The sequence below is a fragment of the Pseudomonas sp. ES3-33 genome, from assembly GCF_000952175.1.
In the GTDB taxonomy this organism is placed as follows: Bacteria; Pseudomonadota; Gammaproteobacteria; order Pseudomonadales; family Pseudomonadaceae; genus Aquipseudomonas; species Aquipseudomonas gregormendelii.
This window is the reverse complement of sequence record NZ_JZRI01000149.1, coordinates 171,864-197,117: the sequence shown is the minus strand read 5'-3', so window position 1 is coordinate 197,117 and position 25,254 is coordinate 171,864. Positions and strand designations below refer to the sequence as shown.

At 60.6% G+C, this 25,254-nt stretch carries 25 protein-coding genes; 5 read left to right on the top strand and 20 right to left on the bottom strand.

Annotation, left to right across the window (positions count from 1 at the left end; genetic code table 11):
• The first annotated feature begins 68 nt into the window (after positions 1-68).
• Both UB23_RS25225 and UB23_RS25220 read left to right on the top strand, forming a co-directional pair.
• Positions 69-1,028, top strand: coding sequence for an amino acid ABC transporter permease (locus UB23_RS25225; RefSeq protein WP_045062030.1), 960 nt, complete (start codon positions 69-71; stop codon positions 1,026-1,028).
• Complete coding sequence (locus UB23_RS25220) at positions 1,021-1,755, top strand: amino acid ABC transporter ATP-binding protein (protein WP_045061966.1); 735 nt, start codon at positions 1,021-1,023, stop codon at positions 1,753-1,755. The genes UB23_RS25225 and UB23_RS25220 overlap by 8 nt, the downstream gene beginning before the upstream one ends.
• Before the next feature lie 152 nt (positions 1,756-1,907).
• Here UB23_RS25220 and UB23_RS25215 read toward each other — a convergent pair whose 3' ends face one another.
• The 10 genes from UB23_RS25215 to ubiE form a co-directional block, all read right to left on the bottom strand.
• The gene (locus UB23_RS25215) at positions 1,908-3,824 is read right to left on the bottom strand and encodes a methyl-accepting chemotaxis protein (protein WP_045061965.1); all 1,917 of its coding nucleotides are present in this window, start codon (positions 3,822-3,824) and stop codon (positions 1,908-1,910) included.
• A 187-nt stretch (positions 3,825-4,011) separates the two neighbouring features.
• The gene (locus tag UB23_RS25210; RefSeq protein WP_045061964.1) at positions 4,012-4,719 is read right to left on the bottom strand and encodes a 16S rRNA (uracil(1498)-N(3))-methyltransferase; all 708 of its coding nucleotides are present in this window, start codon (positions 4,717-4,719) and stop codon (positions 4,012-4,014) included.
• On the bottom strand, positions 4,716-5,510 hold the full coding sequence (tatC, locus tag UB23_RS25205; protein WP_045061963.1) for a twin-arginine translocase subunit TatC: 795 nt from the start codon (positions 5,508-5,510) through the stop codon (positions 4,716-4,718). Before tatC ends, UB23_RS25210 begins: the two co-directional genes overlap by 4 nt.
• Positions 5,507-5,953 (bottom strand): Sec-independent protein translocase protein TatB, encoded by a 447-nt coding sequence (gene tatB, locus UB23_RS25200; protein ID WP_045061962.1) that lies wholly within the window; start codon positions 5,951-5,953, stop codon positions 5,507-5,509. The genes tatC and tatB overlap by 4 nt, the downstream gene beginning before the upstream one ends.
• Before the next feature lie 10 nt (positions 5,954-5,963).
• Positions 5,964-6,239, bottom strand: a complete 276-nt coding sequence (locus UB23_RS25195) for a twin-arginine translocase TatA/TatE family subunit (RefSeq protein WP_045061961.1) — start codon at positions 6,237-6,239, stop codon at positions 5,964-5,966.
• A 27-nt stretch (positions 6,240-6,266) separates the two neighbouring features.
• The gene (locus UB23_RS25190) at positions 6,267-6,599 is read right to left on the bottom strand and encodes a phosphoribosyl-ATP diphosphatase (RefSeq protein ID WP_008047820.1); all 333 of its coding nucleotides are present in this window, start codon (positions 6,597-6,599) and stop codon (positions 6,267-6,269) included.
• Positions 6,592-6,993: a phosphoribosyl-AMP cyclohydrolase gene (gene hisI / locus UB23_RS25185; RefSeq protein WP_045061960.1), complete on the bottom strand. Its 402-nt coding sequence runs from the start codon at positions 6,991-6,993 to the stop codon at positions 6,592-6,594. Before hisI ends, UB23_RS25190 begins: the two co-directional genes overlap by 8 nt.
• An 80-nt stretch (positions 6,994-7,073) precedes the next feature.
• Positions 7,074-8,678 (bottom strand): ubiquinone biosynthesis regulatory protein kinase UbiB, encoded by a 1,605-nt coding sequence (gene ubiB / locus UB23_RS25180; protein ID WP_045061959.1) that lies wholly within the window; start codon positions 8,676-8,678, stop codon positions 7,074-7,076.
• Complete coding sequence (locus tag UB23_RS25175; protein WP_045061958.1) at positions 8,675-9,298, bottom strand: ubiquinone biosynthesis accessory factor UbiJ; 624 nt, start codon at positions 9,296-9,298, stop codon at positions 8,675-8,677. Before UB23_RS25175 ends, ubiB begins: the two co-directional genes overlap by 4 nt.
• Positions 9,298-10,068: a bifunctional demethylmenaquinone methyltransferase/2-methoxy-6-polyprenyl-1,4-benzoquinol methylase UbiE gene (gene ubiE, locus UB23_RS25170; RefSeq protein WP_007948968.1), complete on the bottom strand. Its 771-nt coding sequence runs from the start codon at positions 10,066-10,068 to the stop codon at positions 9,298-9,300. The genes UB23_RS25175 and ubiE overlap by 1 nt, the downstream gene beginning before the upstream one ends.
• A gap of 154 nt (positions 10,069-10,222) precedes the next feature.
• On the opposite strand from ubiE, the gene UB23_RS25165 reads away from it, so the two are divergent.
• The 3 genes from UB23_RS25165 to UB23_RS25155 all read left to right on the top strand — a co-directional run bounded on the left by UB23_RS25165 (position 10,223) and on the right by UB23_RS25155 (position 11,993).
• Positions 10,223-10,498, top strand: a complete 276-nt coding sequence (locus tag UB23_RS25165; protein WP_045061957.1) for a polyhydroxyalkanoic acid system family protein — start codon at positions 10,223-10,225, stop codon at positions 10,496-10,498.
• Between the two features lie 204 nt (positions 10,499-10,702).
• The gene (locus UB23_RS25160) at positions 10,703-11,125 is read left to right on the top strand and encodes a phasin family protein (protein WP_045061956.1); all 423 of its coding nucleotides are present in this window, start codon (positions 10,703-10,705) and stop codon (positions 11,123-11,125) included.
• Between the two features lie 10 nt (positions 11,126-11,135).
• Positions 11,136-11,993 carry a phasin family protein gene (locus tag UB23_RS25155; protein ID WP_045061955.1) on the top strand — a complete coding sequence of 286 codons (858 nt, stop codon included), beginning with the start codon at positions 11,136-11,138 and terminating at the stop codon, positions 11,991-11,993.
• 224 nt (positions 11,994-12,217) lie between these two features.
• On the opposite strand, the gene UB23_RS25150 is transcribed toward UB23_RS25155, so the two are convergent.
• From UB23_RS25150 to UB23_RS25100, 10 genes are all read right to left on the bottom strand, one after another.
• Complete coding sequence (locus UB23_RS25150; RefSeq protein ID WP_045061954.1) at positions 12,218-12,838, bottom strand: TetR/AcrR family transcriptional regulator; 621 nt, start codon at positions 12,836-12,838, stop codon at positions 12,218-12,220.
• A 27-nt stretch (positions 12,839-12,865) separates the two neighbouring features.
• Positions 12,866-14,548, bottom strand: coding sequence for a class II poly(R)-hydroxyalkanoic acid synthase (phaC, locus tag UB23_RS25145; protein WP_045061953.1), 1,683 nt, complete (start codon positions 14,546-14,548; stop codon positions 12,866-12,868).
• A 129-nt stretch (positions 14,549-14,677) separates the two neighbouring features.
• Complete coding sequence (gene phaZ / locus UB23_RS25140; protein WP_045061952.1) at positions 14,678-15,532, bottom strand: poly(3-hydroxyalkanoate) depolymerase; 855 nt, start codon at positions 15,530-15,532, stop codon at positions 14,678-14,680.
• Positions 15,533-15,668: 136 nt separating this feature from the next.
• Complete coding sequence (gene phaC, locus UB23_RS25135; RefSeq protein ID WP_045061951.1) at positions 15,669-17,348, bottom strand: class II poly(R)-hydroxyalkanoic acid synthase; 1,680 nt, start codon at positions 17,346-17,348, stop codon at positions 15,669-15,671.
• A 256-nt stretch (positions 17,349-17,604) separates the two neighbouring features.
• Positions 17,605-17,982 carry a gamma-butyrobetaine hydroxylase-like domain-containing protein gene (locus tag UB23_RS25130; protein ID WP_045061950.1) on the bottom strand — a complete coding sequence of 126 codons (378 nt, stop codon included), beginning with the start codon at positions 17,980-17,982 and terminating at the stop codon, positions 17,605-17,607.
• Positions 17,983-18,112: 130 nt separating this feature from the next.
• Positions 18,113-19,453 carry an ATP-dependent protease ATPase subunit HslU gene (hslU, locus tag UB23_RS25125; protein ID WP_045061949.1) on the bottom strand — a complete coding sequence of 447 codons (1,341 nt, stop codon included), beginning with the start codon at positions 19,451-19,453 and terminating at the stop codon, positions 18,113-18,115.
• Positions 19,454-19,508: 55 nt separating this feature from the next.
• Complete coding sequence (gene hslV / locus UB23_RS25120) at positions 19,509-20,039, bottom strand: ATP-dependent protease subunit HslV (protein ID WP_007948954.1); 531 nt, start codon at positions 20,037-20,039, stop codon at positions 19,509-19,511.
• Positions 20,040-20,306: 267 nt separating this feature from the next.
• Positions 20,307-21,014 carry an SPOR domain-containing protein gene (locus UB23_RS25115; RefSeq protein WP_045061948.1) on the bottom strand — a complete coding sequence of 236 codons (708 nt, stop codon included), beginning with the start codon at positions 21,012-21,014 and terminating at the stop codon, positions 20,307-20,309.
• A gap of 1 nt (position 21,015) precedes the next feature.
• Entirely contained in the window at positions 21,016-22,752 is a 1,737-nt protein-coding gene (gene argS, locus UB23_RS25110; protein WP_045061947.1) for an arginine--tRNA ligase, read from the bottom strand.
• A 223-nt stretch (positions 22,753-22,975) separates the two neighbouring features.
• Complete coding sequence (locus tag UB23_RS25100) at positions 22,976-25,195, bottom strand: primosomal protein N' (protein ID WP_045061945.1); 2,220 nt, start codon at positions 25,193-25,195, stop codon at positions 22,976-22,978.
• Positions 25,196-25,254 lie beyond the last annotated feature (59 nt).

Genomic DNA, 25,254 nt, shown 5'->3' with positions numbered 1-25,254 from the left:
GTGTGGGAGCCAGCCTGCTGGCGATGACGGCCTTCCTGGCGACACAACTTTCGGATTTTGCTAAACCCATGAAACAGAGAAAAGCCCAATGGCCCTGGCACGTTTTAACCGTGCTGGTGCTGATCGGCCTGGCCGGCGCCTTGTACTACGCCACCTCGCTGATGTCCTACGAATGGCGCTGGAACCGTGTGCCGCAGTACTTCGCCTACCACGCCGAAGAGTCCCAGCGTGCTGCTGACATTTCCACCGTCAGCGAGCTGGTACGCAAGGGTGACAAGGCTGAAGTCACCCTGCGCAACGACGCTGGCGACGAGCAGCACCTGATCGTCGATGACAACAGCCTGCAAGTCGCCCAGGGCGATGACGTGGCAGAAGGCGATGTCGTGGGCGTGACTCGCCATTGGGCGGCAGGACCGCTGTTGTGGGGCTTGTGGACGACGTTGTGGCTGTCGGTGGTCTCGGGTGTGCTCGGCCTGCTGATTGGCCTGGCAACCGGCCTGTGCCGGCTGTCCAGCAACCCGACCTTGCGCGATCTCTCGACCATTTATGTCGAGTTGGTGCGCGGCACGCCGCTGCTGGTGCAGATCTTCATCTTCTACTTCTTCATCGGCACCGTGATGAACCTGTCCCGGGAATTTGCCGGGATCGCCGCGCTGTCACTGTTTACCGGCGCCTATGTCGCGGAAATCATCCGCTCTGGCGTGCAGTCGATCGCCCGCGGCCAGAACGAAGCCGCGCGATCTCTGGGGCTGAGCGCTGGCCAGTCGATGCGTCATGTGGTCCTGCCGCAGGCATTCAAGCGCGTGCTGCCGCCACTGGCCGGGCAGTTCATCAGCCTGGTCAAGGACACTTCGCTGGTCTCGGTCATCGCGATTACCGAACTGCTCAAAAGCGGCCGGGAAGTCATCACTACCTCGTTCTCGCCGTTCGAAATCCTGTTCTGCGTCGCCGGCCTGTACCTGTTGATCAACCTGCCGCTGTCGAAAATCGCCAGCCGGCTAGAGCGGAGGCTCGCGCAAAGTGATTGAAGTCCGCGATCTGGTAAAAGTCTTCGATACCCGTGGCCAGGTGGTGCGCGCGGTGGATAACGTCACCACGCAAGTGGCCAGGGGTGAAGTGCTGGTGGTGATCGGTCCGTCCGGCTCCGGCAAGTCGACGTTCCTGCGCTGTCTCAACGGCCTGGAAGAATTCGATTCCGGCTCAGTGAGCATCGACGGCCTGGAGCTGGCCGACCCGAAAACCGACGTGAATGCCTACCGCCGTGAAGTCGGCATGGTGTTCCAGCATTTCAACCTGTTCCCGCACATGACCGTACTGGAAAACCTCTGCCTGGCGCAAAAAGTCGTGCGCAAGCGCGGCAAAAAGGAGCGCGAGGCCAAGGCCCTGGCGTTGCTGGAGAAGGTCGGTATCGCGCAGAAAGCCAACGAGTTTCCATCACGCCTGTCCGGCGGTCAGCAACAGCGTGTGGCCATTGCCCGGGCGCTGGCGATGGAGCCGAAGGTGATGCTGTTCGATGAACCGACCTCGGCGCTTGATCCGGAAATGGTCGGTGAAGTGCTGGATGTGATGAAGACCCTGGCCGTGGAAGGCATGACGATGGTCTGCGTTACCCATGAAATGGGCTTTGCGCGGGAAGTGGCGGATCGGGTGTTGTTCTTCGATCACGGCAAGCTGTTGGAAGATGCTTCGCCGGCCGAGTTTTTCGCTGCGCCGAAGGATCCTCGGGCACAGGCGTTCCTGCGCCAGGTTCTCTGATCGCGGCGGCCATCCGGCCGCCATCGCGGGCAAGCCCGCTCCCACAGTATGTTCAGTGTTCATGCAATTTGCGTAACACCGTTGAACCCTGTGGGAGCTTGCCCGCGATAGCATCACCTTGGTCCTGTGTGAACCGAGGCGTTCGCATCAACTCAGACCTTGAACCGTCCCACCAGCGTCTGCAAATGAGTACCAAGCCGTGCCAGTTCGACACTCGACGCCGCCGTCTCTTCACTGGCGGCCGAGGTCTGCTCGGACACATCGCGCACATTCAACACGCTGCGATTGATTTCTTCGGCCACCGCGCTTTGTTGCTCGGCCGCTGCGGCAATCTGCTGGTTCATCGACTGGATCGCTGACACTGTGCGGGTAATGCTTTCCAGCGAACCACCGGCGCGGCGGGTCAGTTCGACGCTGCTTTCGGTGAGGCTGCGGCTGTTGTCCATTATTGTCGCCACCTGCTGGGTGCCGGCTTGCAGGCCAACGATCAGCTCTTCGATTTCTTCGGTCGACTTCTGGGTGCGCTGGGCGAGGCTGCGGACTTCGTCGGCAACCACGGCAAAACCGCGGCCTGCTTCACCGGCACGGGCGGCTTCGATGGCGGCGTTTAGCGCCAGCAGGTTGGTTTGCTGGGCTACCGACTTGATCACGTCGAGCACGCTGCCGATCTTGTCGCTCTCGCGCTTGAGATGGCCCATGGCCTCGGTCGAGTGGCCCACTTCGAGCGCCAGGCGCTCGATCTGGGCGATGGCTTCACCCACCACCTTGTCCCCTTCACGGGCCTGCTGGTCGGCGGCCACAGCGGCCTCCGAGGCTTCTTCCGCATTGCGTGCGACTTCTTGCACGGTAGCGGTCATCTCGTTCATGGCGGTTGCCACCTGATCGGTCTCGACCTTCTGGCTGTTGACCCCGGCGCTGGTCTGCTCAGTGACTGCCGATAACTCCTCGGCGGCGCTGGCGATTTGCGTGACGCCATCACTGATGCCGCCAATCAACTCGCGCAAGCCCTGGGTCATGCTCTGGATAGCACGCTGCAACTGGCCCAGTTCGTCCTGGCGGCGAGACACCAGATTGTGGGTCAGGTCGCCGGCTGCAATGCGTTCGGCAACTTTGAGGGTCTGGCTCAGGGGAATGACAATCTGGCGGGTGATGGCCCAAGCCGCCAGCAGACCGAAAGCCAGGGCGAGCAGGGTGGCGAGCAACAGCATGTTCTTGGCGTGCGCGGCATCGGTGTCGCGAACAATGGTCTGCGAGGCCGTCAGCTTCTTGCTGAGGTCGATCAGGATGTCGCCCTGAGCGGTCATGCGCGTGAGCGCCGTGGCGTTTGCGACCTGGGAGTCGCGGAACTGGCTGACAGCCGCGCGGTAAGCCTTCAGCGACCCGGTAGCCTGTTGCAGGTTGGCAAGGTGCTGCTCAGGCAGTTTTGCCGCGAGGCTGTCGAGGCTTTTCAGGGCGGTGTCGATGGCGTCCAGTGCCGGTTGCTGGGCTTCGGCCTTGCCGCTGTAGGTGTAGCCGCGAACCTGGTAGCGCGCTTGCTGGAGCAGCTTGCTCAGTTCGATCACCTGGCTGTAGTCGGCAACGCTTTCGCCTTGCAGCATGGATTTTTCGACCGTGCTGACTTGCGCTACGGCGTTGTCAGCGTTTACCCCCAGTTTGCTCCGGGCGTCTTCACGAGCAGCGGTTGCCTGGGTCATGTCGGCAAAGGCGCGCTTGTATTCAGCGACGGCGACCAGTTGCTGGTCGACCATGGCTGCATCGGCAGGCTGTTCGATCAGGGTGCGGGCGGTTTTCAGGCCGGTATCCAGTTGGCCGAGCAAATCGTTGACTGTCCCGGGACCCTGTTCGCCGCGATGCATGTCGTAGTCTTGGCGGGCGATGCGCAGGTCTTTGCTCAGCTCGATCAGGCCGGAGATGAAACCGAGCTTGTCGCCCCGGCTCATGACGCCGCTGAGGCCCGTCCAGCCAGTGAAGGTGATCAGGCAGGTCAGCAGCAACACCAATCCGAAACCGACTCCCAGTTTGCGATTGACGCTGACGTTCCCCAGTTTATCGGCTAGCGATTGGTACATGCTGCAACTCCCTCGAACCACACGTAGGTTTTATGAGAGTTGTATCGGCAGCTTCTCCGGAACCTGTAGGAGCTGCCGAAGGCTGCGATCTTTTGATTTTGATCTTGATCTTGAGTTCTGGCGTCCTTACAAACGCCAGGATCAAAAGATCGCAGCCTGCGGCAGCTCCTACCGGGGGGCGTGGTGTTTAGAAGAGTCGGGCCAGCAGGGCGGTGACCGCGGTTTCGACCCGCAGGATGCGCTCGCCCAGTTGTACCGGTTGCAGCCCGGCTTTGGCCAGCAGGTCGATCTCGTAGGGGATCCAGCCGCCTTCCGGACCAATGGCCAGGGTCACCGGCTCGTTCAGGCCGCGAGGGCAGGGTGGGTAGTTGCCGGGATGGCCGACCAGGCCCAGAGTCCCTTCGGTGATCGCGGGAAGCCGGTCTTCGACGAACGGCTTGAAGCGCTTCTCGATAATAATTTCCGGCAACACGCTGTCCCTGGCCTGTTCAAGGCCGAGGATCAATTGTTCGCGAATGGCGTCTGGTTCCAGGAACGGCGTTTGCCAGAAGCTCTTCTCGACGCGATAGCTGTTCACCAGGATGATTCGCGGCACTCCCATGGCCGCAACGGTCTGAAACACCCGGCGCAGCATTTTCGGGCGTGGCAGGGCCAACACCATGGTCAGCGGCAGCTTGCTCGGAGGGGGCTGATCAAGGGTGACGCGCAATTCGGCTTCGGTGGTGTCCAGGCGCAGCAACTCGGCAGACCCCATCAGACCGCCAATCCTGCCGACCCGCAGGCTGTCACCGACTTGCGAACGGTGGACTTCCTGCATGTGGGTCAGGCGGCGATCACGCAGGATCACCCGATCGGCCGCAATGAAATCGGCCTCTTCGAGAAGCAGCAGGTTCACGGCTGGGTCGCTGGCGGCTGGTCGTTGGAGTCGTCAGCCGGCTGGTCGTCCGGGTGCTCGCCACGCTTGCTGATCAGGCTGCCGAACAGGATGCCGATTTCAAACAGCAGCCACATCGGTACAGCCAGCAGGGTCTGCGAGAAAATGTCCGGCGGCGTCAGGATCATGCCGACCACGAAGCAGCCAATGATCACGTACGGGCGGATTTTCCTCAGGTACTTGACGTCGACTACACCGATCCACACCAGCAATACCACGGCTACCGGGATTTCGAACGCCACGCCGAAGGCGAAGAACAGCGTCATGACGAAGTCGAGGTAGCTGGTGATGTCGGTCATCATTTCCACACCGGCCGGCGTAGCGGCAGCGAAGAATTTGAAGATCAACGGGAACACCAGGTAGTAGGCGAACGCCATGCCGGTATAGAACAGCAGGATGCTGGACATCAGCAGTGGCACGGCGATGCGCTTCTCGTGCTTGTACAGGCCTGGTGCGATGAAACCCCAAATCTGATGCAGGATCACCGGAATCGCCAGGAACAGCGAAACCATCATCGTCAGCTTCAGTGGCGTCAGGAAGGGCGACGACACATCGGTAGCGATCATTGTCGCGCCTTCCGGCAAATACTGGCGCAGCGGCGTGGAGACGAAGGTATAGATTTGCTGGGTGAAGGCGAACAACCCGGCGAAGACGATGAAGATCGCCGCTACGCAGCGCAGCAGGCGGGTGCGCAACTCGGTGAGGTGCGAAACCAGCGGCATGTGCTGGTCATTTTCAGGAAGATCGCTCATGGGGCTCGCGGCGGCAGTGTTGGGTCATGAGGGGCAGGCGCAACAGACGCAGCCGCAGGTGTTGCAGATTCGGCCAGAGGCTGCGCCGCAGGAGCAGCGACAGGCGCAGGTTCAGCGCCGATTGTCGGCTCGATGTTCGGCACCGGGGCATGAATGGTCGGCTCCGCGACAGGCTGCACCGGAGTCGGCTCCTGCTGGGTGGGCGTGAAGATCTTCCGCGCCTCCTGCTCCAGGGACAGGATATGCTCGTTGTGCAGCTGCCGGCGAATTTCGTCGGCGCCGATCTCACGTTCAACTTCCTGTTTGATCGCGTTGAAGCTGCGCTTCAGACGACCGACCCACAGGCCGGCAGTGCGCGCAGCACCCGGCAGGCGTTCGGGGCCCAGCACCAGCAGGGCGACGAGGCCGACGAGCAGCAGTTCAGAGAAGCTGATACCAAACATTAGTCAGTGCTCACACGTCTTTGCGAATCGGCTCTTCGACTTTTTGTGCCTGCACGTCGATGGTGTGCGGCGGGTTGACCGGGGTGGCCTGTGGCTGCACAGGTGGTACCGGTTGCGCCGGGGTCACGCTTGGATCAGCGGGCTTTTCGTCATCGTTCATGGCTTTGCGGAAGCCCTTGATCGATTCGCCGACGTCGGTGCCGAGGTTCTTCAGTTTCTTGGTGCCGAATACCAGCACGACAACGACCAGGATGACGACCCAGTGTTTCCAGTCAAAAATGCCCATGTTGCTGCTCCTCTCTAATATAGTTGTTCAGGCGGACGGGCGCGAGGCTTTCTCGGCGTGTCCGGACAGACCGAAGCGACGGTCGAGTTCATCGAGTACAGCCTGTGGATGCTGCCCCAGTTGGGCGAGCATGACCATGCTGTGGAACCACAAGTCGGCAGTCTCGTAGATCACATCGCTGCAGTCGCCGCTGATGGCAGCGTCCTTGGCGGCAATGATGGTTTCGACGGATTCTTCGCCAACTTTTTCCAGAATCTTGTTCAGGCCCTTGTGGTACAGGCTGGCAACATACGAGCTGTCGGCAGCGGCGCCTTTGCGCTCTTCCAGCACTTCGGCCAGGCGGGTCAGGGTGTCACTCATGGGTGTGTCCTGCGGAGTAAATGGCGTGCGGGTCTTTAAGTACCGGGTCGACGGTTTTCCAGTCGCCGTTCTCGAAGACTCGATAGAAGCAGCTCTGGCGGCCGGTATGGCAGGCGATGTCGCCGATCTGCTCGACCATCAGAATGATCACGTCGGCGTCACAGTCAAGGCGCATCTCATGCAGGGTCTGCACATGCCCGGACTCCTCACCCTTGCGCCACAGTTTGCCTCGGGAACGTGACCAGTAGATGGCACGATTCTCCGTGGCAGTCAGTTGCAGCGCTTCACGGTTCATCCAGGCCATCATCAGGACGCGCCCGGTCTTGTGATCCTGGGCAATCGCGGGCACCAGGCCATCGGCGTCCCACTTGATTTCGTCCAGCCAGTTTTTCATCTTCGACTCCGACAGCGGGCTCCGCACTTCATTAGCGGAGTCCAACGTTGAAACAGTGTGCCAGCGGATCACACAACTGGCTATCGGCGAACGACCAGATACAAACCGACCGCCATCATGATTCCGGCTGGCCAATAGGCCAGGTCGTTCAGCGGGCCGCCGATCGCGAGTACTGCGCCGCCCGCCAGGTGAGCGGTGCCGAGCAGGCGCAGGAACCAGTCGTCACGTCGGCGGTGCCAGGGTGGCGGCGGGTCGTAGGCGTGAGGCTGGGACATGCGTTCGAGCAGGTCGCGGGCCATGTTGGCCAGGTGCGGTAGCTGTTCAAACTGGCTCTGCACGTTGCCCAGCAACGCTTTGGGGCTGACGCGCTCGCGCATCCAGCGTTCGAGGAACGGTTGCGCGGTGTTCCACAGATCGAGGTCCGGGTACAGCTGGCGGCCCAGGCCTTCGATGTTCAGCAGGGTTTTTTGCAACAGGACAAGCTGCGGCTGTACTTCCATGTTGAAGCGTCGAGCGGTCTGGAACAGGCGCATCAGCACCTGGCCGAATGAAATATCTTTTAACGGTTTTTCGAAGATCGGTTCGCATACAGTGCGGATCGCCGCTTCGAATTCGTTGAGTTTGGTTTCCGCCGGCACCCAGCCCGAATCGATATGCAGCTGGGCCACTCGCCGATAGTCGCGTTTGAAGAAAGCGAACAGGTTGCGGGCCAGATAGTCCTGGTCTTCCGGGGTCAGGCTGCCAACGATGCCGCAGTCGATCGCAATGTACTGCGGGCTCCACGGGTTGACGGTGCTGACGAAGATGTTGCCCGGGTGCATGTCGGCATGGAAAAAGCTGTCACGGAACACCTGGGTAAAGAAGATTTCGACGCCGCGTTCGGCGAGCATCTTCATGTCGGTGCGCTGGTCGGCCAGGGTCGCGAGGTCGGTCACCTGAACCCCGTAGATGCGCTCCATCACCAGCACTTTGGGCCGGCACCAATCCCAATAGACTTGCGGCACGTAGAGCAGTGGCGAGCCTTCGAAGTTGCGCTTGAGCTGGCTGGCGTTGGCGGCTTCGCGCAGCAGGTCGAGTTCGTCGTAGATGGTTTTCTCGTAGTCCTGGACCACGTCCACCGGATGCAGCAGGCGCGCATCGGCCGAGAGTTTTTCTGCCGCGCGAGCCAGGATGAACAGCCATGCCAGGTCCTGGGCGATGATCGGCTTGAGGCCGGGGCGGATCACCTTGACCACGACTTCTTCACCGGTCTTGAGCTGCGCGGCATGCACCTGCGCTACCGAAGCCGAAGCGAGCGGTTGGACGTCGAATCGGCTGAACACTTCGCTGATCTTCTTGCCCAGCTGCTCTTCGATGAGTTTGATCGACACTTGCGAATCGAACGGCGGGACACGGTCCTGCAGCAGCATCAATTCATCGGCGATGTCTTCCGGCAGCAGGTCGCGGCGGGTGGACAGGATCTGCCCGAACTTGATGAAGATTGGTCCCAGGTCCTGCAGGGCCAGGCGCAGTCGGGCGCCGCGGCTCAGCTCAAGCGTTTTGCGCGGGAACCAGCGCCACGGCAATGCATACCGCAGCGCCAGCAGGAACCAGGGCAGCGGCAGGGCGAACAGCAGGTCATCGAGACGGTAGCGAATCACAACGCGCTGGATGCGCAACAAACGGCGGACGGCAAGCAGCTTCATGCGTTATCGCTTGGGTCGAGAGATCGGGAAAGGCGCTCGAAACGCGCCTCAAGACGTTCCAGATCAAGTTTGATCTGGTCCAGTTCAATGAAACGGGCTTCGGCTTCGCGCTGACCGACGAGGGTGCGCGATTCTTCGGCCAGGTATTCGCCCAGGTTTTGGCCGAGGCTGACAAATCCTTGCTGGTACCAGCGCGCGCGACTGCGCAAATGACCGCCGACCAGTTGTGTTGCCACAGGGCCCAGCCAGCGCGAGAGTTCGTACTCCCAGTCCAGCTCGAGGTCCTGGAGGATCGCCGCCAGTTCCAGCAGCACGCCGCTGTCGCCGTCGAGCTCGACTTCCGGGCCGTGCAGCACGGCAGTCTTGTCCTTGCTCATGGCCAGTTTCAGCAGGCTTGAGGCCGGGGCACGCAAGGTGCAGTCGGCGCCGGCCTCCCACTGGGAGGCGAGCATCAGGCCTTCGTCGCTGGGCAGAATGAACAGCTGGAATGCCGGGTTGCGGCAATCGACGGCGATCACCCTGCCACTCAAATGCGCCAGGCGCGGCAAGGCCGTGCTGTCGAGGCGCAGCACCCGGTTAAGACCGAGCTCAACGCTGGCGAGCAGGCCGGCCAGCAACATCAGGGTTTGATGCCGCGGTGCAGGGCAACGATACCTGCGGTCATGTTGTGATAGGTCACGCGGTCGAAACCGGCCTCGACCATCATCGACTTCAGGGTTTCCTGGTTCGGGTGCATGCGGATCGATTCGGCCAGGTAGCGATAGCTTTCCGAGTCGTTGGTGATCAGCTTGCCCATCAACGGCATGAAGGCGAACGAGTAGGCGTCGTAGGCTTTGGACATCAGTGCGTTGGTCGGTTTGGAGAATTCCAGCACCAGCAGGCGACCACCCGGCTTGAGTACGCGCAGCATCGAACGCAGGGCGTCTTCCTTGTGCGTCACGTTGCGCAGGCCGAAGGCGATGGTCACGCAATCAAAATGGTTGTCCGGGAAGGGCAGCTTTTCCGCATCGGCCTGGACGAATTCGACGTTGCCGGCAACACCGAGGTCCAGCAGGCGGTCACGACCGACCTTGAGCATGGATTCGTTGATGTCGGCCAACACGACCTGGCCAGTAGGGCCTACCAGGTGCGAGAATTTTTTCGTCAGGTCGCCGGTGCCGCCAGCGATGTCCAGCACCCGGTTACCGGTGCGAACACCCGACAGTTCGATCGCAAAACGCTTCCACAAACGGTGCATGCCGCCCGACAGGAGGTCGTTCATCAGGTCGTACTTGGCGGCTACCGAGTGGAAGACCTCAGCGACTTTCTCCGCTTTTTGGCTTTCCGGAACGTTTTTGAAACCGAAGTGAGTGGTGGGTTCGGCATCGCTGCCTTTGCGCTGATCAGTCATATCGCTGTCACCAGAAGAGAATGCGGGACATTCTAATCCCGGTGGCCTGCTTTGTCTTGGAGTGGCTAAAGGTAAGATAGGCAATCACCGGGACGTTTTGCCGCAGCGGCGGTCAAGATGCTTCAGGAAGCATTCATAAAGCAGGAGTCATTTGATGGCCCGTATTAGTGTTGAACGTGCCCACGCGCTGGGCAAGGAAGCGGCTCGCGAGAAGGCCGACCAGCTGGCGCAGAAACTGTCCGATCAGTACGGCCTGGAGCCGCAGTGGGCGGGCGATACCCTGAATCTCAAGCGCTCGGGGGTGAAGGGCGCGGTGCATGTGGCCGAGGATTCTATCAAGGTCGACGTGGAGTTGGGCCTGATGATGTCGGCCATGAGCGGTATGATCAAAGCCGAGATTGAAAAGGCGCTGGACAAGGCCCTGGCCTGAAGATCAAAAGATCGCAGCCTTCGGCAGCTCCTACAGAGTCCACATTCCTCTGTAGGAACTGCCGAAGGCTGCGATCTTTTCATTCAGGCACCACCGTTTCATGTCAGTTGTTAGGGTGCCGTTTCTAATTATTCTCACTACTTTGTGCCTGAGCCCGACTCTTTCGCGGGCAGTTCCTCAAACCTTCTGCGCGTGAGGTGCACCATGGCCAAAGTTATTTTGAAGAAAAAAATCGACGCTTCGACATCTGCTCTGGGCGACGTCAAATCTTATGCCCGCAAGATCTGGCTGGCAGGCCTGGGGGCCTACACCAAGGTTGGCCAAGAAGGCAGCGAATACTTTCAGGAGTTGATCAAGGAAGGTCAAACTGTTGAAAAAAAAGGCAAAAAGGTCGTTGCGGAAAAACTTGAAGCCGCCAACTCCGAGATCGATGAAGCAAAGAGTGAAGTCAGTAGTTTTAAAGGCAAAGTCGAACTGCAACTCGACAAGGTCGAGAAGGCTTTTGACTCGCGCGTTGCAAGTGCCTTGAATCGTATCGGCATTCCGTCTAAACATGACGTTGAGACACTCTCTGCTAAGCTCGATGAGCTGACGGCATTGCTCGAACGCGTCGCGCGTAAATCTTAAGGAGAACGGGATGGCTGGTAAAAAGAACATCGAAAAAGAAGGCAGCTCGTGGATCGGGAAAGTTGAAGACTACTCCCGCAAAATCTGGCTGGCCGGTTTAGGCGTGTACTCGAAGATCGACACTGACGGCAGCAAGCTCTTCGATACCTTGGTAAAAGACGGCGAGAAAGCCGAGAAGCTCGCCAAGAATGCAGTCGGCGATAAAGTCGATGCGGCAAAAGACTCCGCCACTTCGGCCAAGTCGCGCATCAGCGGCGTGAAAGATCGTGCACTGGGCAAGTGGGATGAGCTCGAAGGTGCTTTTGACAAGCGCCTGAACAGCGCTATTTCGCGTCTGGGCGTGCCGAGCCGTAATGAAGTCAAGGCACTGCATAGCAAGGTCGATACCCTGACCAAGCAGATCGAAAAACTCACCGGCGCCAAGGTTGCGCCAGTGGCGACTAAAACCGCAGCGGCCAAACCGGCTGCCAAGCCACTGGCCAAAGCTGTCGCCAAGCCGGTAGCCAAGACTGCAGCGAAAGCCGCGTCTGCCGCGAAGTCGGTGGCCAAGACTGCCGCAGCGAAACCTGCTGCAGCGAAGTCAGCCGTCAAATCTGCTGCTGCAAAAGCCACCGCCAAGCCGGCAGCCAAACCTGCTGCAAAAAGCACAGCGGCCAAACCCGCTGCCAAGCCAGCGGCAAAACCTGCCGCAGCGAAGAAGCCTGCAGTGAAGAAGCCGGCGGCGCCGAAAGCCGCTGCAGCAAAACCAGCCGCAACGGCTGCCGCCAAGCCGACCCCGGCCAGCACGTCGAACTCGGCCGCCGCGCCGACCCCGGCTGCAACCCCGACTGCCGCGCCAGCACCATCGACGCCAACCAGTCAGTCCTGATTCCAGGACTCAATAAAAACGCCCGGCCTGCAAAGGTCGGGCGTTTTTTATGCACAACATGACCTCCATGACCTCCATTATCATCCATGATCTCCGGAATCTACGTAGGAGCTGCCGAAGGCTGCGATCTTTTGATCTTTAAAAATCAAAAGATCGCAGCCTCGTTTCACTCGGCAGCTCCTACGGCAGCTCCTACGGCGTTGTACGGCGTTGTGCGGTGATTTTTACTGATGTTCTTCCAGGTACTGCATCGCCAGGTGCTCGGTCGCCACCTTGATCGGCGGCAACAAGTGCGGCGCCACCAGCATCATGACCTGGTAAACCACCAACCGGACCTCGCCCTCGCGATCGAGGATCCGCTGGTAGTCCAGTGAAAACAGCAAGGTCATGGTGATCTGCTCTACCAATTGCCCAAGTGCCTGGGTATCGCTGACCAGCTGTCCCTGAGCCTTCAAGCGCGCCAACAGCGAGGCCAGCGTGCGCTTCAACGCGTTGAGCAGGTTGCGGATCCCCTTGGCCAGTTTGGGCAGGCGGCCTGCCAGATTGGACAGGTCCTGAAACAGGAAGCGGTAATGCGCCAGTCGCTCGACAATCAGGTGCAGGAACAGCCAGTAATCTTCCGGTGCCAATTGCGCGTCCGGCGGCGGGTCGAGCAGCGGCGACAGTTCGCTTTGAAAGCGCTCGAACAAACCCAGTATCAGCGGCTCCTTGCCGTGAAAGTGGTAGTAGAGGTTGCCCGGGCTGATGCCCATTTCGTTGGCCACTTCCATGGTCGAAACGTTCGGTTCGCCCTTCTGGTTGAACAACTGCAAGGCACATTCGAGAATCCGGTCGCGGGTCTTCATCCAGTCTTCTTAATGGTTCGTTGAACGTCAGCGCACTCGCACATAGGTGCCGGGTGCAGCCTCCATCGGTGGATAGTTCTGATTGCCGAGTGCCATGTGGGTTTCTTTCTGCGCCCCTGAGCGTGCCTGGGCCCAACTCAGCCATTGGGTCCACCAGCTGCCGTCGACCTGCTTGGCGTCATAAAACCAGGCCCGTGGGTCGAGGCTCAGTTTGGCGCCTTCGATGAAATTGGCTTTTGGGTTGCTCGGCGGGTTGAGGATGCTCTGCACGTGGCCGCTGTTGGACAGCACGAAACGCCTGTCGCCGCCAAGCAGCAAGGTGGAGCGGTACACCGCATCCCACGGCGTGATGTGATCGTTTATGCCGGCCACGCTGAAGCTGTCGACCGTGACCTTCTGCAGGTCGATTGGCGTGCCGCACACCTCCAGCCCGCCGGGGTGAGTCAGCGGATTGTGTTTGAAGAAGTCCAGCAGATCGCCATGCAGCGCCGCTGGCAGACGGGTGTTGTCGTTGTTCCAATAGAGAATGTCGAAGGCCGGCGGTTCTTTGCCCAGCAGGTAATTGTTGACGAAGTAACTCCAGATCAGGTCGTTGGGACGCATCCAGGCGAACACCTTGGCCATGTCGCGGCCGTCCAGCACACCTTTCTGGTAAGAGCGACGCTTGGCAGCTTCCAGTGTCTGCTCATCGGCGAACAGGGTGGCGGGGGAGTCCATCTGACTGTCCAGCAGGCTGACCAGGTAGGTAGCGCTGGAGACCCGGCGCAGCTGGCGCTTGGCCTGCAGGTGACCTTGCAGCGCGGCAATGGTCAGGCCCCCGGCGCAGGCGCCCATGAGGTTGACCTCCCGCGCGCCGGTGATCGCCCGGCAAACGTTCATCGCTTCCTCGACAGCTTCAACGTAGGTCGAAAGACCCCATTCACGGTGACGTACATCGGGGTTGCGCCAGCTGATCATGAAGGTCTGCAGGCCGTTTTTCAGGGCGAACTGGACGAAGCTGTTGGCGGGGCTCAGGTCAAAGATGTAGTACTTGTTAATCTGCGGCGGCACCACCAGCAAGGGTTTCGAATACTGTTTCTCGCTCATCGGCCGGTACTGGATCAACTCCAGCAATTCATTGCGAAACACCACGGAGCCTGTGGTTGTCGCGACGGTTTTCCCGACTTCGAAGGCCTGTTTGGTGACTTGCCGGGGCAGGCCGTCGTTGTGCAGCAAGTCATCGACCAGATGGCTGATTCCGCGCACCAGGCTGTTGCCACCCGAGTTGAAGATTTCCTTGATTGCCAGCGGGTTGAGCAAAGAGTTGGAAGGTGCCACGGCGTCGTTGAGCAAGGCGAACGCGAAGTGCGCGCGGGCTCGATCGTCGGGGCTCAAATTGCTCTCGTCGATCCAGCTTTTGACTTGCTTCTGCCAGCTGAGATAGGCCTGCAGGCTGCGGCGGTAAAATGGATTGAGACTCCAAGCGGGGTCGGCAAACCGATTGTCCTGCGGGTTGGTCGGGTGCAGGGTTTCGCCCAACAGCACGCGACCCAACTGGCCGCCGAACTTCAACGCGTGCCGGGCACTGTGCAGCGGATTGCGCAAGCCGTGAGCGGCCACACTGCGCAAGGTCGACAGCATATCGCGGCCACGCAAGCCGGTAATCGCACTTTGTGCGTTGATGAACGCGGCGGGAGTGGGCAGGGAATCCCGCACTGGTTTTTCGCGCATGACTCAACACTCCTTCGTCTTCAGGCCAAAAACAAACTCACTGGACCAGAACACCATAGCCGCACTAACGGGTTGTTGCGCGGTACGGCGTCCTGCCGATTCCTTTTTGTGACCAAACGTCGGTGCCGGTTAACCGCCCAATGGCGCCGGATGCGGGTGCATCACTGCGCGCTGGCGTTCCTCTTCGAGGAATTTCATGATGATCGGCGCCACCGCTTCGGCCCTGGTGATCAGGAACAAATGACCGTCATCGATGATGTGCAGCTGAGCGTTGGGAATCCGCCAGGCCAGCAGGCGCATGTTGACCAGGGGGATCAATGGGTCGTCATCACCTGCCAGAACCAGGGTCGGCTGGTGAATTTTGTGCAGCCAGTGAATGCTGGTCCAGCCAAGGCCGGCGAACAGCTGCCAGTAATAGCCAAGCTTGCCCGCTGAACGGACTTTCGCCGCGTGGCTGGCCGCCAGGGTCGAATCGCGGCGGAACGAGCCGCCGTAAATCATCGGTGCGATACGGATCACATGGGACGGCTGGATGTAGCGCCTGGGGCTGGCCATCATCCACAGCACTTTGGGTTTACCCGGGACCATCACCGCACCGGCCGCAGTCGCAGCCAGGACGAGTTTCTTGCAGCGTTCGGGGTAGTCGTAGGCAAACTGTTGGGCCAGGGCGCCGCCCCAGGACACGCCGATCACGTTGACCCGGCCGTAGTCGAGGTAGTCGAGCATGCGTGCCGTGAGTTTCGCCAGGCCCGGAAAGCGGTAGGGCCGACTTGGCGTCGACGAGCCACCCACTCCCGGAACATCGAAGGCGATGACTTCCAGGTCCGGGTCCAGCGCGGCGACAAACGGAAATACCAGCTCCAGGTTGGCGCCGATGCCGTTGAAAATAAGCAAGGGCGTCAAATGAGGCTTGCCGGGGCGTACGGCGGTCCGGAGGGTCTGGCCATCCAGGTCGACGGTACGAAAAATGAACGGTTGCGGCATGCGTCAGGCCCTGTGGGTGAATTCATCCCCGAACCCCGTAGGAGCTGCCGAAGGCTGCGATCTTTGATCTTGATTTTGAAAACCAGGATCAAAAGATCGCAGCCTGTGGCAGCTCCTGCAGACCGAGGTGTATCGGTTACCGCTCGTGTACGTAAGTCCCCGGTGCAGCTTCGCCGGCGGTGAAGGTCTTGTTGCCCAGGCTGGTCGGCGATTTCTTCAGCTTGCCTGAACGCTCCGCCTGCCAGGCCTGCCAGTGCAGCCACCAGGAGTCAGTGTGCTTGGTGGAATTCTCCTGCCACTGCTCGGCGTTCACCGCCATTTCGCTGCTGGTCATGTAACGTGACTTTGGATTGCCAGGCGGGTTCAGAATGCTTTGGATGTGGCCGCTGCTCGACAGCACGAACTCGACGTTACCGCCGAACAGTTGCGCCGACTTGTAGCAGGACTTCCACGGCGTGATGTGGTCGTTGGTGCCGGCCAGGGAAAAGATGTCGGCCGTGACCTGCTTCAGATCGATGGCGGTGCCGCACACTTCCAGTGCATTCGGGCGGATCAGTGGGTTGTTTTTGAACATCTCGATCAGGTCGCCATGGAAGGCGGCAGGCAATCTCGTGGTGTCGTTGTTCCAGAACAGGATGTCGAACACCGGCGGCTCGTTGCCCAGCAGGTAGTTATTGACCCAGTAGTTCCAGATCAGGTCGTTGGGGCGCATCCAGGCGAAGACTTTCGCCATGTCGCGGCCTTCCAGTACACCGGCCTGATAGGAGTGGCGCTTGGCGGCTTCGAGGGTTTGCTCGTCGACGAACAGCGCCACGTCGCTGTCCAGCGTCGTGTCCAGGACGCTGACCAGGAGCGTCAGGGCATTGACCTTCTTCTCGCCGATCGCGGCATAGTGGCCCAGCAGCGCAGTGCAGGTGATCCCGCCGGAGCAGGCGCCGAGCATGTTCACGTCCTTGCTGCCGGTGATAGCGGTGACGACGTCGACTGCTTCCTTGAGCGCTTCGATATAGGTCGACAGGCCCCACTCGCGCTGCTCCTTGGTCGGGTTGCGCCAGCTGACAATGAAGGTCTGCACGTTGTTGCGCAGGCAGAACCGCGCCAGGCTCTTGTCCGGACTGAGGTCGAATACATAGAACTTGTTGATTTGCGGTGGCACTACCAGCAGCGGGCGCTCGTGCACCTGCTCGGTGATCGGCCGGTACTGAATCAGCTCCAGTACGTCGTTGCGAAACACTACCGCGCCTTCGGTCACGCCCAGGCTCTTGCCCACTTCGAACGCACCCATGTTGACCTGGCTGGGCATGCCGCCGTTGTGTACCAGGTCCTTGGCCAGATGCGAGAGGCCGTCGAGCAGGCTTTTGCCCCCGGTTTCGAAAAAGCGTTTGACCGCCGCCGGGTTGGCTGCACTGTTGGTCGGAGCCATTGCCTCGGTCATGAGGTTGATGACGAAGTGCCCGCGGGCGACATCCTTGGGCGAAAGGCTGCTGTCGTCGATCCAGTCGTGGAGTTCCTTGCGCCACGCCAGGTAGGTTTGCAGATAACGTTTGTAGAGCGGGTTCTGGCTCCAGGCCGGGTCGGCGAAGCGGCGATCATCACCGGCAGGCTGGAGTTCGGATTTACCGAACAGGACATTCTTGAGTTCGAGGCCGAAATGGGCAACGTGCTTGACGCTGTGAATCGGTTGTTTGATGGCTTGGGTCAGCACCATTCGAGCTGAGCCCAGAAGATCCTTTCTACGCAGTCCAACGACAGGATTCAGCCCCAAGGTATTTTCCGAGGCCTGAGATTTCAGGTCATCGTTATTCTTGTTACTCATCTACGACGCTCCATTGTCCTGAGACGAGTACCTGAGTCCAGCTGTGTAGTCACACAGCAAATGCCAGGTACTACTACTCGGGTGACCGATAGTTCTGCACCACTGCTTTTATGCAGAGAGCACTGCAGGGAACTTGCCAGCTCCATTGGTTACCCGAGTTTAATTTTTTTCGCAAGCGGGCTAATCGTCGGCCCTGGAGCGGAGCATTCAAACAGATGAAATTAGAAAATGCCTTCTAATGAGCAAGAGGTGCGGACTAGAGCATCAGCCTGACGACGGATTGGTTCGGGTCGCGGGTTTTTCCGGCAGCCTTGAGCTCTGCAAGATAATCGTTCCAGAGGTCTTCCTGGCGCACGCCCAGCTGATACAGATATTCCCAGGTGAACAGGCCGCTGTCGTGGCCGTCATCGAAGGTCAATTTCAGTGCGTACTGACCGGCCGGTTCGACCTTGCTCAGGCCGACGCCGATCTTGCCAAATTGCAGGATGGGTTTGCCGTGGCCCTGGACCTCGGCGGAAGGGGAGTGCACGCGCAGGAATTCCGCGGGCAGGTGATGTTCCTCGCCGGACGCGTATTTCAGCGACAGGGTTTTCGAGGCTTTGTGCAGCTTGATGTCGGTGGGGAGTTGGGTCATGAAAGGTCGTCCGTCGGGTGACGCACCCTGTAGGAGCTGCCGCAGGCTGCGATCTTTTGATTTTTGACTCTACCAAAATCAAGATCAAAAGATCGCAGCCTGCGGCAGCTCCTACGGGGCGGCAGGTGACCTACAGGATATAACGGGACAGGTCTTCGTTCTGCGCCAATTCGCCCAGGTGCCTGTTGACGTATTCGGCGTCAATCATGATCACCTTGTCGTCGTGGGCGCTGGCGAGGTCGCCGGCACTGAACGACACTTCTTCAAGCAGGCGCTCCAGTAGCGTGTGCAAGCGACGGGCCCCGATGTTCTCGGTCTTTTCATTCACCTGCCAGGCGATCTCGGCGATGCGCTTGATCCCGTCCGGCTGGAACTCGATACCCAGGCCTTCGGTTTTCAACAGTGCGCAATATTGCTCGGTCAGGGACGCATGTGGCTCGCTGAGGATGCGCTCGAAGTCTTCTGGCGTCAGTGCCTTGAGCTCAACGCGGATCGGCAGGCGACCTTGCAGTTCCGGCACCAGGTCGCTCGGCTTGCTCAGGTGGAACGCACCCGAGGCGATGAACAGGATGTGATCGGTCTTGACCATGCCCAGCTTGGTATTGACGGTGCAGCCTTCGATCAGCGGCAGCAAGTCGCGCTGCACGCCTTCGCGAGAGACATCGACGCCGCCGGAGTTGCCGCGTTTGGCGACCTTGTCGATTTCGTCGATGAACACGATACCGTGCTGCTCAACCGCTTCCAGGGCCTTGGCCTTGAGCTCTTCGTCGTTGACCAGGCGCCCGGCCTCTTCGTCGCGCACCAGTTTCAGCGCTTCCTTGACCTTGAGCTTGCGCGCTTTTTTCTTGCCCTTGCCCATGTTGGCAAACAGGCTCTGCAGCTGGTTGGTCATCTCTTCCATGCCCGGCGGCGCGGAGATATCGACGCCGGCCGTTTCGGCGACTTCGATTTCAATCTCCTTGTCATCCAGCTGGCCTTCACGCAGGCGCTTGCGGAACAGCTGGCGGGTATTGGAGTCGGCAGGCGGAGCCGCTTCGTCACTGTTGAAGCCCGCGCGTGCCGGTGGCAGCAGGGCGTCAAGAATGCGCTCTTCGGCGGCGTCTTCGGCGCGGTGGCGAACCTTGGTCATTTCCTGTTCGCGCAGCAGTTTCATCGCGGCGTCAGCCAGGTCACGAATGATCGATTCGACATCGCGACCGACATAACCGACTTCGGTGAACTTGGTCGCTTCAACCTTGATGAACGGCGCGTTGGCGAGCTTGGCCAGGCGACGGGCGATTTCGGTCTTGCCGACACCGGTCGGGCCGATCATCAAAATGTTCTTGGGGGTTACTTCAACGCGCAGCTCTTCGGGCAGCTGCATCCGGCGCCAGCGATTACGCAGGGCGATGGCGACGGCGCGTTTGGCATCGTCCTGGCCGATGATATGGCGATTGAGTTCGTGGACGATTTCACGGGGAGTCATGGACATAATAATTGGCGGACCTCAAGCAAGAATGAGCCGTGGCACAAAGGCCGAAACAGGCTTATTCGGCGCAGTCCTGCTCCTCAATGGTCTGGGTGTGGTTGGTGAATACGCAGATGTCGCCAGCGATGCCGAGTGCGGTTTCGACGATTTCCCGGGCAGACAGGTCGGTCTTCTTCAGCAGCGCGCTTGCGGCGGCCTGGGCGTAACCGCCACCGGAACCCATGGCGATCAGGCCTTCTTCAGGCTCGACCACGTCGCCGTTGCCGGTGATGATCAGCGAAGCATCTTTGTTGGCCACTGCCAGCATGGCTTCGAGACGACTCAGAGTACGGTCGGTACGCCATTCTTTGGCGAGTTCGACAGCAGCGCGAACCAGGTGACCCTGATGTTTCTCAAGCTGACCTTCAAATCGCTCGAAAAGGGTGAAGGCGTCAGCCGTAGCCCCGGCAAAACCGGCGATAACCTGGCCGTGGTACAGGCGACGAACTTTCTTCGCGTTGCCTTTCATCACGGTATTGCCGAGAGAAACCTGGCCGTCGCCGCCCATGACGACTTTGCCGTGGCGGCGAACTGAAACGATGGTGGTCAAGGGAGAGTCTCCACGCAGCGGGGCGAAAATGCCTTATGGAAACTCATATGGGGGTGGTGACGGGTTTTTCAACTGCGGGGAGGGAGAGAGGACGAGCGGTGGACGATTCGCGTGTGGTGATGACGGTACAAATGTCACTGCGGGCAAGCCTTGCTCCCACAGGTTTGTGCGTTCCTGCGCGAGCTCGGCAGTGTGGGTAACCTTGCCACCACAGGTTGGGAGCAAGGCTTGCCCGCGATAAACGATAACGCAGTGTGGCTGACGAACTCAGCGGCTTTGGCGTTGTTGTAACAACAGGTTGCTGAAGCCGCTGCCCGCCAGTTGTTTCTGCGCGGTGGTCAGTTGTTCGCGATTGCTGAACGGCCCGACCAGCACCCGGTACCAGGTCTCGTCCTTCACGGTGCCGGACTCAACCGCCACGGCCTGGCCCAGCAGGATGATCTGCGCCCGAACCTTGTCTGCGTCAGCCTCCTTGCGGAACGAACCGGCCTGCAGGAAGAACTTGGTCACCGGTGCGGCCTTGCTTACCGGCGGCGCTGGTGGCGGGGTAATCCCGGCCAGTGCTGCCTGCGCCCGCGCAGTGTCGATCTTGGCGGCTTGCTCCGGCGTCACCGGAGTGGTCGGAATCGCGGGCACCTGGGGTGTCGGCAAGGTTTTTTCCGGCACGGCATCAGCAGGCACTATGACTTCCGATTCCGGCAGCAACGTGTAGAAGTCGTACTTTGGCTTCACCGGTTGCGTCGGGCTCGGGGGGGTCTTGTTGGCCTCGGCGATCCGGGTGGCTTTCTGTTGCTCAATCTTCTCGCGCTTGACGCTCTCGCTGCCTTTGCCAGGCTCCAGTTTCATCAGGAATACAATGAACGCACCGACCGTCAGGCCGATGGCCATCCACAGCCATCCCGGGATCGGTTGCTTGGCAGGTGCCTGGTAACGGCTGGCGCCACGCTTGGGTGCAGGTTTTTTCTTGGCAGCCAACTTACATACGCTCCAGAGTTTCCAGACCCAAGAGTTCCAGGCCTTGCTTGAGAGTGCGACCGGTCAGCGCGGCGAGGCGCAGGCGGCTCTGCATTTGCGCCGGGGTTTCGGCGCTGAGAATCGGGCAGTTCTCGTAGAAGCTGGAGAACAGGCCCGCGACATCGTACAGGTAGGTGCACAGAATGTGCGGCGTGCCTTTGTCGCAAACGTTATTGAGGACTTCACCGAACTGCGCCAGCTTGGCCGCCAGTTCGTGCTCATGGACGGCTTCCAGGGTGATCTGGCCTTCGACTTCGCTGAAATCCTTGCCCAGCTTGCGGAACACGCCAGCCACGCGGGTGTACGCGTACAGCAGGTACGGCGCGGTGTTGCCTTCGAAATTCAGCATCAGGTCGAAGTTGAAGCTGTAGTCGCTGGTGCGGTGCTTGGACAGGTCGGCGTATTTTACCGCGCCGATGCCCACCACCTTGGCGATGTTGCGCAGCTCGGTTTCGGCCAGCTCCGGGTTCTTGTCCTTGACCAGGGTGTAGGCGCGTTCCTGGGCCTCGGTCAGCAGGTCGATCAGTTTCACGGTGCCGCCATCGCGGGTCTTGAATGGACGGCCGTCAGCGCCGTTCATGGTGCCGAAGCCCATGTGTTCCATTTCCATCGGATGGGTCACGAAGCCGGCCTTGCGGGCCACGGCGAACACTTGCTGGAAGTGCAGGGCCTGGCGCTGGTCGACGAAGTACAGGGCGCGATCAGCCTTGAGCTTGCCGCTGCGATAGCGCACGGCCGCCAGGTCGGTGGTGGCGTACAGGTAGCCGCCATCGGCCTTGACGATGATCACCGGCAGCGGGTCGCCGTCGGCGTTTTTGAATTCGTCGAGGAACACGCACTGGGCGCCGTTGCTCTCCACCAGCATGCCGGCAGCCTTGAGGTCGTTGACCACGTTGATCAGGTCGTCGTTGTAGGCGCTTTCGCCCATCACGTCGGCCATGGTCAGCTTGACGTTCAGCAACTCGTAGATTTTCTGGCAGTGGGACAAGGAGATGTCTTTGAACTTGGTCCACAACGCCAGGCATTCCGGGTCGCCGGCTTGCAGCTTGACCACCAGGCCGCGGGCACGGTCGGCGAACTCTTCGGATTCGTCGAAACGGCCCTTGGCGGCGCGGTAGAAGTTTTCCAGGTCCGACAGTTCGTCGCTGGTAATCGGGTTTTCCTGCAGATAAGCCATCAACATGCCGAACTGGGTGCCCCAGTCGCCAACGTGGTTCTGACGGATCACGTCGTCGCCGAGGAACTCCAGGACGCGAGCCACGCCGTCGCCAATGATGGTCGAGCGCAAATGGCCGACGTGCATTTCCTTGGCGAGGTTGGGCGCGGACAGGTCGACCACGGTGCGTTGGGTCGGGCCTGCCTTGCGCACACCGATGTTTGCGTCTGCCAAGGCCGCGTCAAGCCGCGAGGCCAGGGCCTGGGTGTTCTGGAAGAAATTCAGGAAGCCCGGGCCGGCGATTTCGGTCTTGGTGATGTTTTCATCGGATGGCAGCGCGGCGATGATTTTTTCCGCCAGGTCGCGGGGCTTCATGCCTGCCGGTTTGGCCAGCATCATGGCGATGTTGCTGGCGAAGTCGCCGTTCTTCTTGTCGCGGGAGTTTTCCACCTGGATCGCCGGCGACAGGCCTTCAGGCAACACACCTTCGTTGACGAGTTGGGTGATGGCTTGTTGGATCAGCTGGCGAATGGTGTCTTTCATGATGCTCTCTTTCGACCGCAAGCGCGGCAGCGCCTGGATGCGCGGGTGGAAAAACTGGGCATTATCCGTGGCGGAGACGGGCTTGCCAACTATAGCGGGCAGGTTATGGATATGCGGTGACAAAAGCGGCAAAGATCGCAGCCTTCGGCAGCTCCTACAGATAAGCGCGACCGGGGTAGGAGCTGCCGAAGGCTCGGGCCGCGTTCGGACGATCTTTTGACCTTCAATACAAATCGACGGGATCGACATCCAGCGACCAGCGCACCGCTCGCCCACTCGGCATCTGCTCCAGCGCCAACAACCAGCTGCTCAGCAGCCGATGCAGCGGCGCGCGGGCTGTCGCCTGCAACAATAGCTGAGCGCGATACCGGCCCGCGCGTCGCTCCATGGGTGCGGGCACCGGCCCGAGCAGCTCAATGCCGGTCAAATTCTGCTCAGCCAGCAAACGCTCGGCCTCGCTGCATGCTTCGTCAAGAAAGCCTTCGGCCTGCCCCGGTTTGTGTGCCTCTGCGCGCAACAGCGCCAGGTGGGCAAAGGGTGGCAAGCCCGCCGAACGCCGCTCGCTCAATGCTTGCTCGGCAAAAGCGAAATAACCCTGCTCGGTCAGTTGCACCAGCAGCGGATGATCGGCCAGGTGAGTCTGGATGATCACTCTGCCAGGTTCCTCGGCACGCCCGGCGCGCCCGGCGACCTGCACTATCAGCTGGGCCATGCGTTCGCTGGCGCGGAAGTCGCCGGAAAACAGGCCGCCGTCGGCATCCAGGATCGACACCAGGGTCACCCTGGGAAAGTGATGACCTTTGGCAAGCATCTGCGTGCCCACCAGAATGCACGGCTGGCCTTTCTGGATGGTCGCGAACAACTGGTTCATGGCGTCCTTGCGCGAGGTGCTGTCGCGGTCTACACGCAGCACCGGCACCTCTGGAAACAGAATCGCCAGTCGCTCTTCGGCGCGCTCGGTGCCAGCCCCTACCGGGCGCAAATCCACTTTGGCGCATTTCGGGCAATGCCGAGGCACGCGTTCGACATAGCCGCAATGGTGGCAGCGCAGTTCGCCGGAGCGTTGGTGCACGGTCATTCGCGCATCACAGCGTTGGCATTCAGACATCCAGCCGCAGTCGTGGCACAGCAGAGTCGGGGCAAAACCCCGACGGTTGAGAAATACCAATACCTGTTGCCCGGCAGCCAGGGTCTGGCCGATTGCCTGCTGCATGGGGCCGGAAATACCACTGTCCAGCGGACGGCTCTTTACGTCCAGGCGCAGGAAGCGCGGTTGCTTGGCGCCACCGGCGCGCTCGTTCAGGCGCAGCAGCCCGTAACGGCCGGTGTAGGCATTGTGCAGGCTCTCCAGCGAAGGCGTGGCCGAGCCGAGGACGATCGGGATGTTTTCCTGGCGGGCGCGCACCAGCGCCAGGTCGCGAGCGTGATAACGCAGACCTTCCTGCTGTTTATAGGAGCCGTCGTGCTCTTCGTCGATGATGATCAGCCCGGGGTTTTTCATCGGAGTGAACAGTGCCGAGCGGGTGCCGATAATAATGTCGGCATCGCCATCCCGGGCGGCGAGCCAGGCTTCGAGGCGTTCGCGGTCGTTGATCCCCGAGTGAATCAGCGCGATGCGTGCATTGAAACGTTGCTCGAAGCGCGCGAGGGTTTGCGGTCCCAGGTTGATTTCCGGGATCAGCACCAATGCCTGCTTTCCGGCTTCAAGGGTTTCGCGGATGAGTTGCAGATAGACTTCGGTTTTGCCGCTGCCTGTAACGCCCGCCAGCAGGAACGCGTGATAACTGTCGAAGCCTGCGCGAATGGCTTCATAGGCCGCACGTTGCTCGGGGTTGAGCGGCAGCTCCGGCTGGGCCAGCCAGTGTTCGTGACGGGCACCCGGGGCATGCTTGCGGATTTCCACCTGCACCAGGTCCTTGGCCAGCAGCAGATCCAGGCTGTCCTTGCTCAGCATCAACTTGCTCAGCAGCTGGTGGGCCACGCCGTGGGGATGCTGGGCCAGGGTAGCCAGGGCCTCGCGCTGTCGCGGGGCGCGAGCGATACGCGGGTCATCGAGGCTGGCCCCGGGTGCGGCCGACCAGAAGCGCTCCTGGCGCGCTTCGGCCAGCTCACCCTGGCGCAGCAACACGGGCAGCGCCCAGCTCAAGGTGTCGCCGAGGCTGTGCTGGTAGTACTGGGAGGTCCACAGGCACAGCTTGAACAGTGCCGGCGGCAAAGGCGCGGTGACGTCGAGCAGGGCCAGGGCCGGCTTGAGCTTGTCGACAGGCACTTCGCTGGTGTCGGTGACTTCTACCAGGATCCCGATCATCTCCCGGCGGCCAAACGGCACCCGCAGGCGCATGCCCGGTTGCAACTGGGCACGCAAGACCCCGGCGGGAGCACGGTAATCGAACAGGCGGCGCAGGGGCGAAGGCAGGGCTAGGCGCAAAATGGCGTCGGGCACGCGGGGGAGTCTCTGTGGGCGAGCAATAAATGCAGGCTGGGCATGAAACCTGTGTGGGC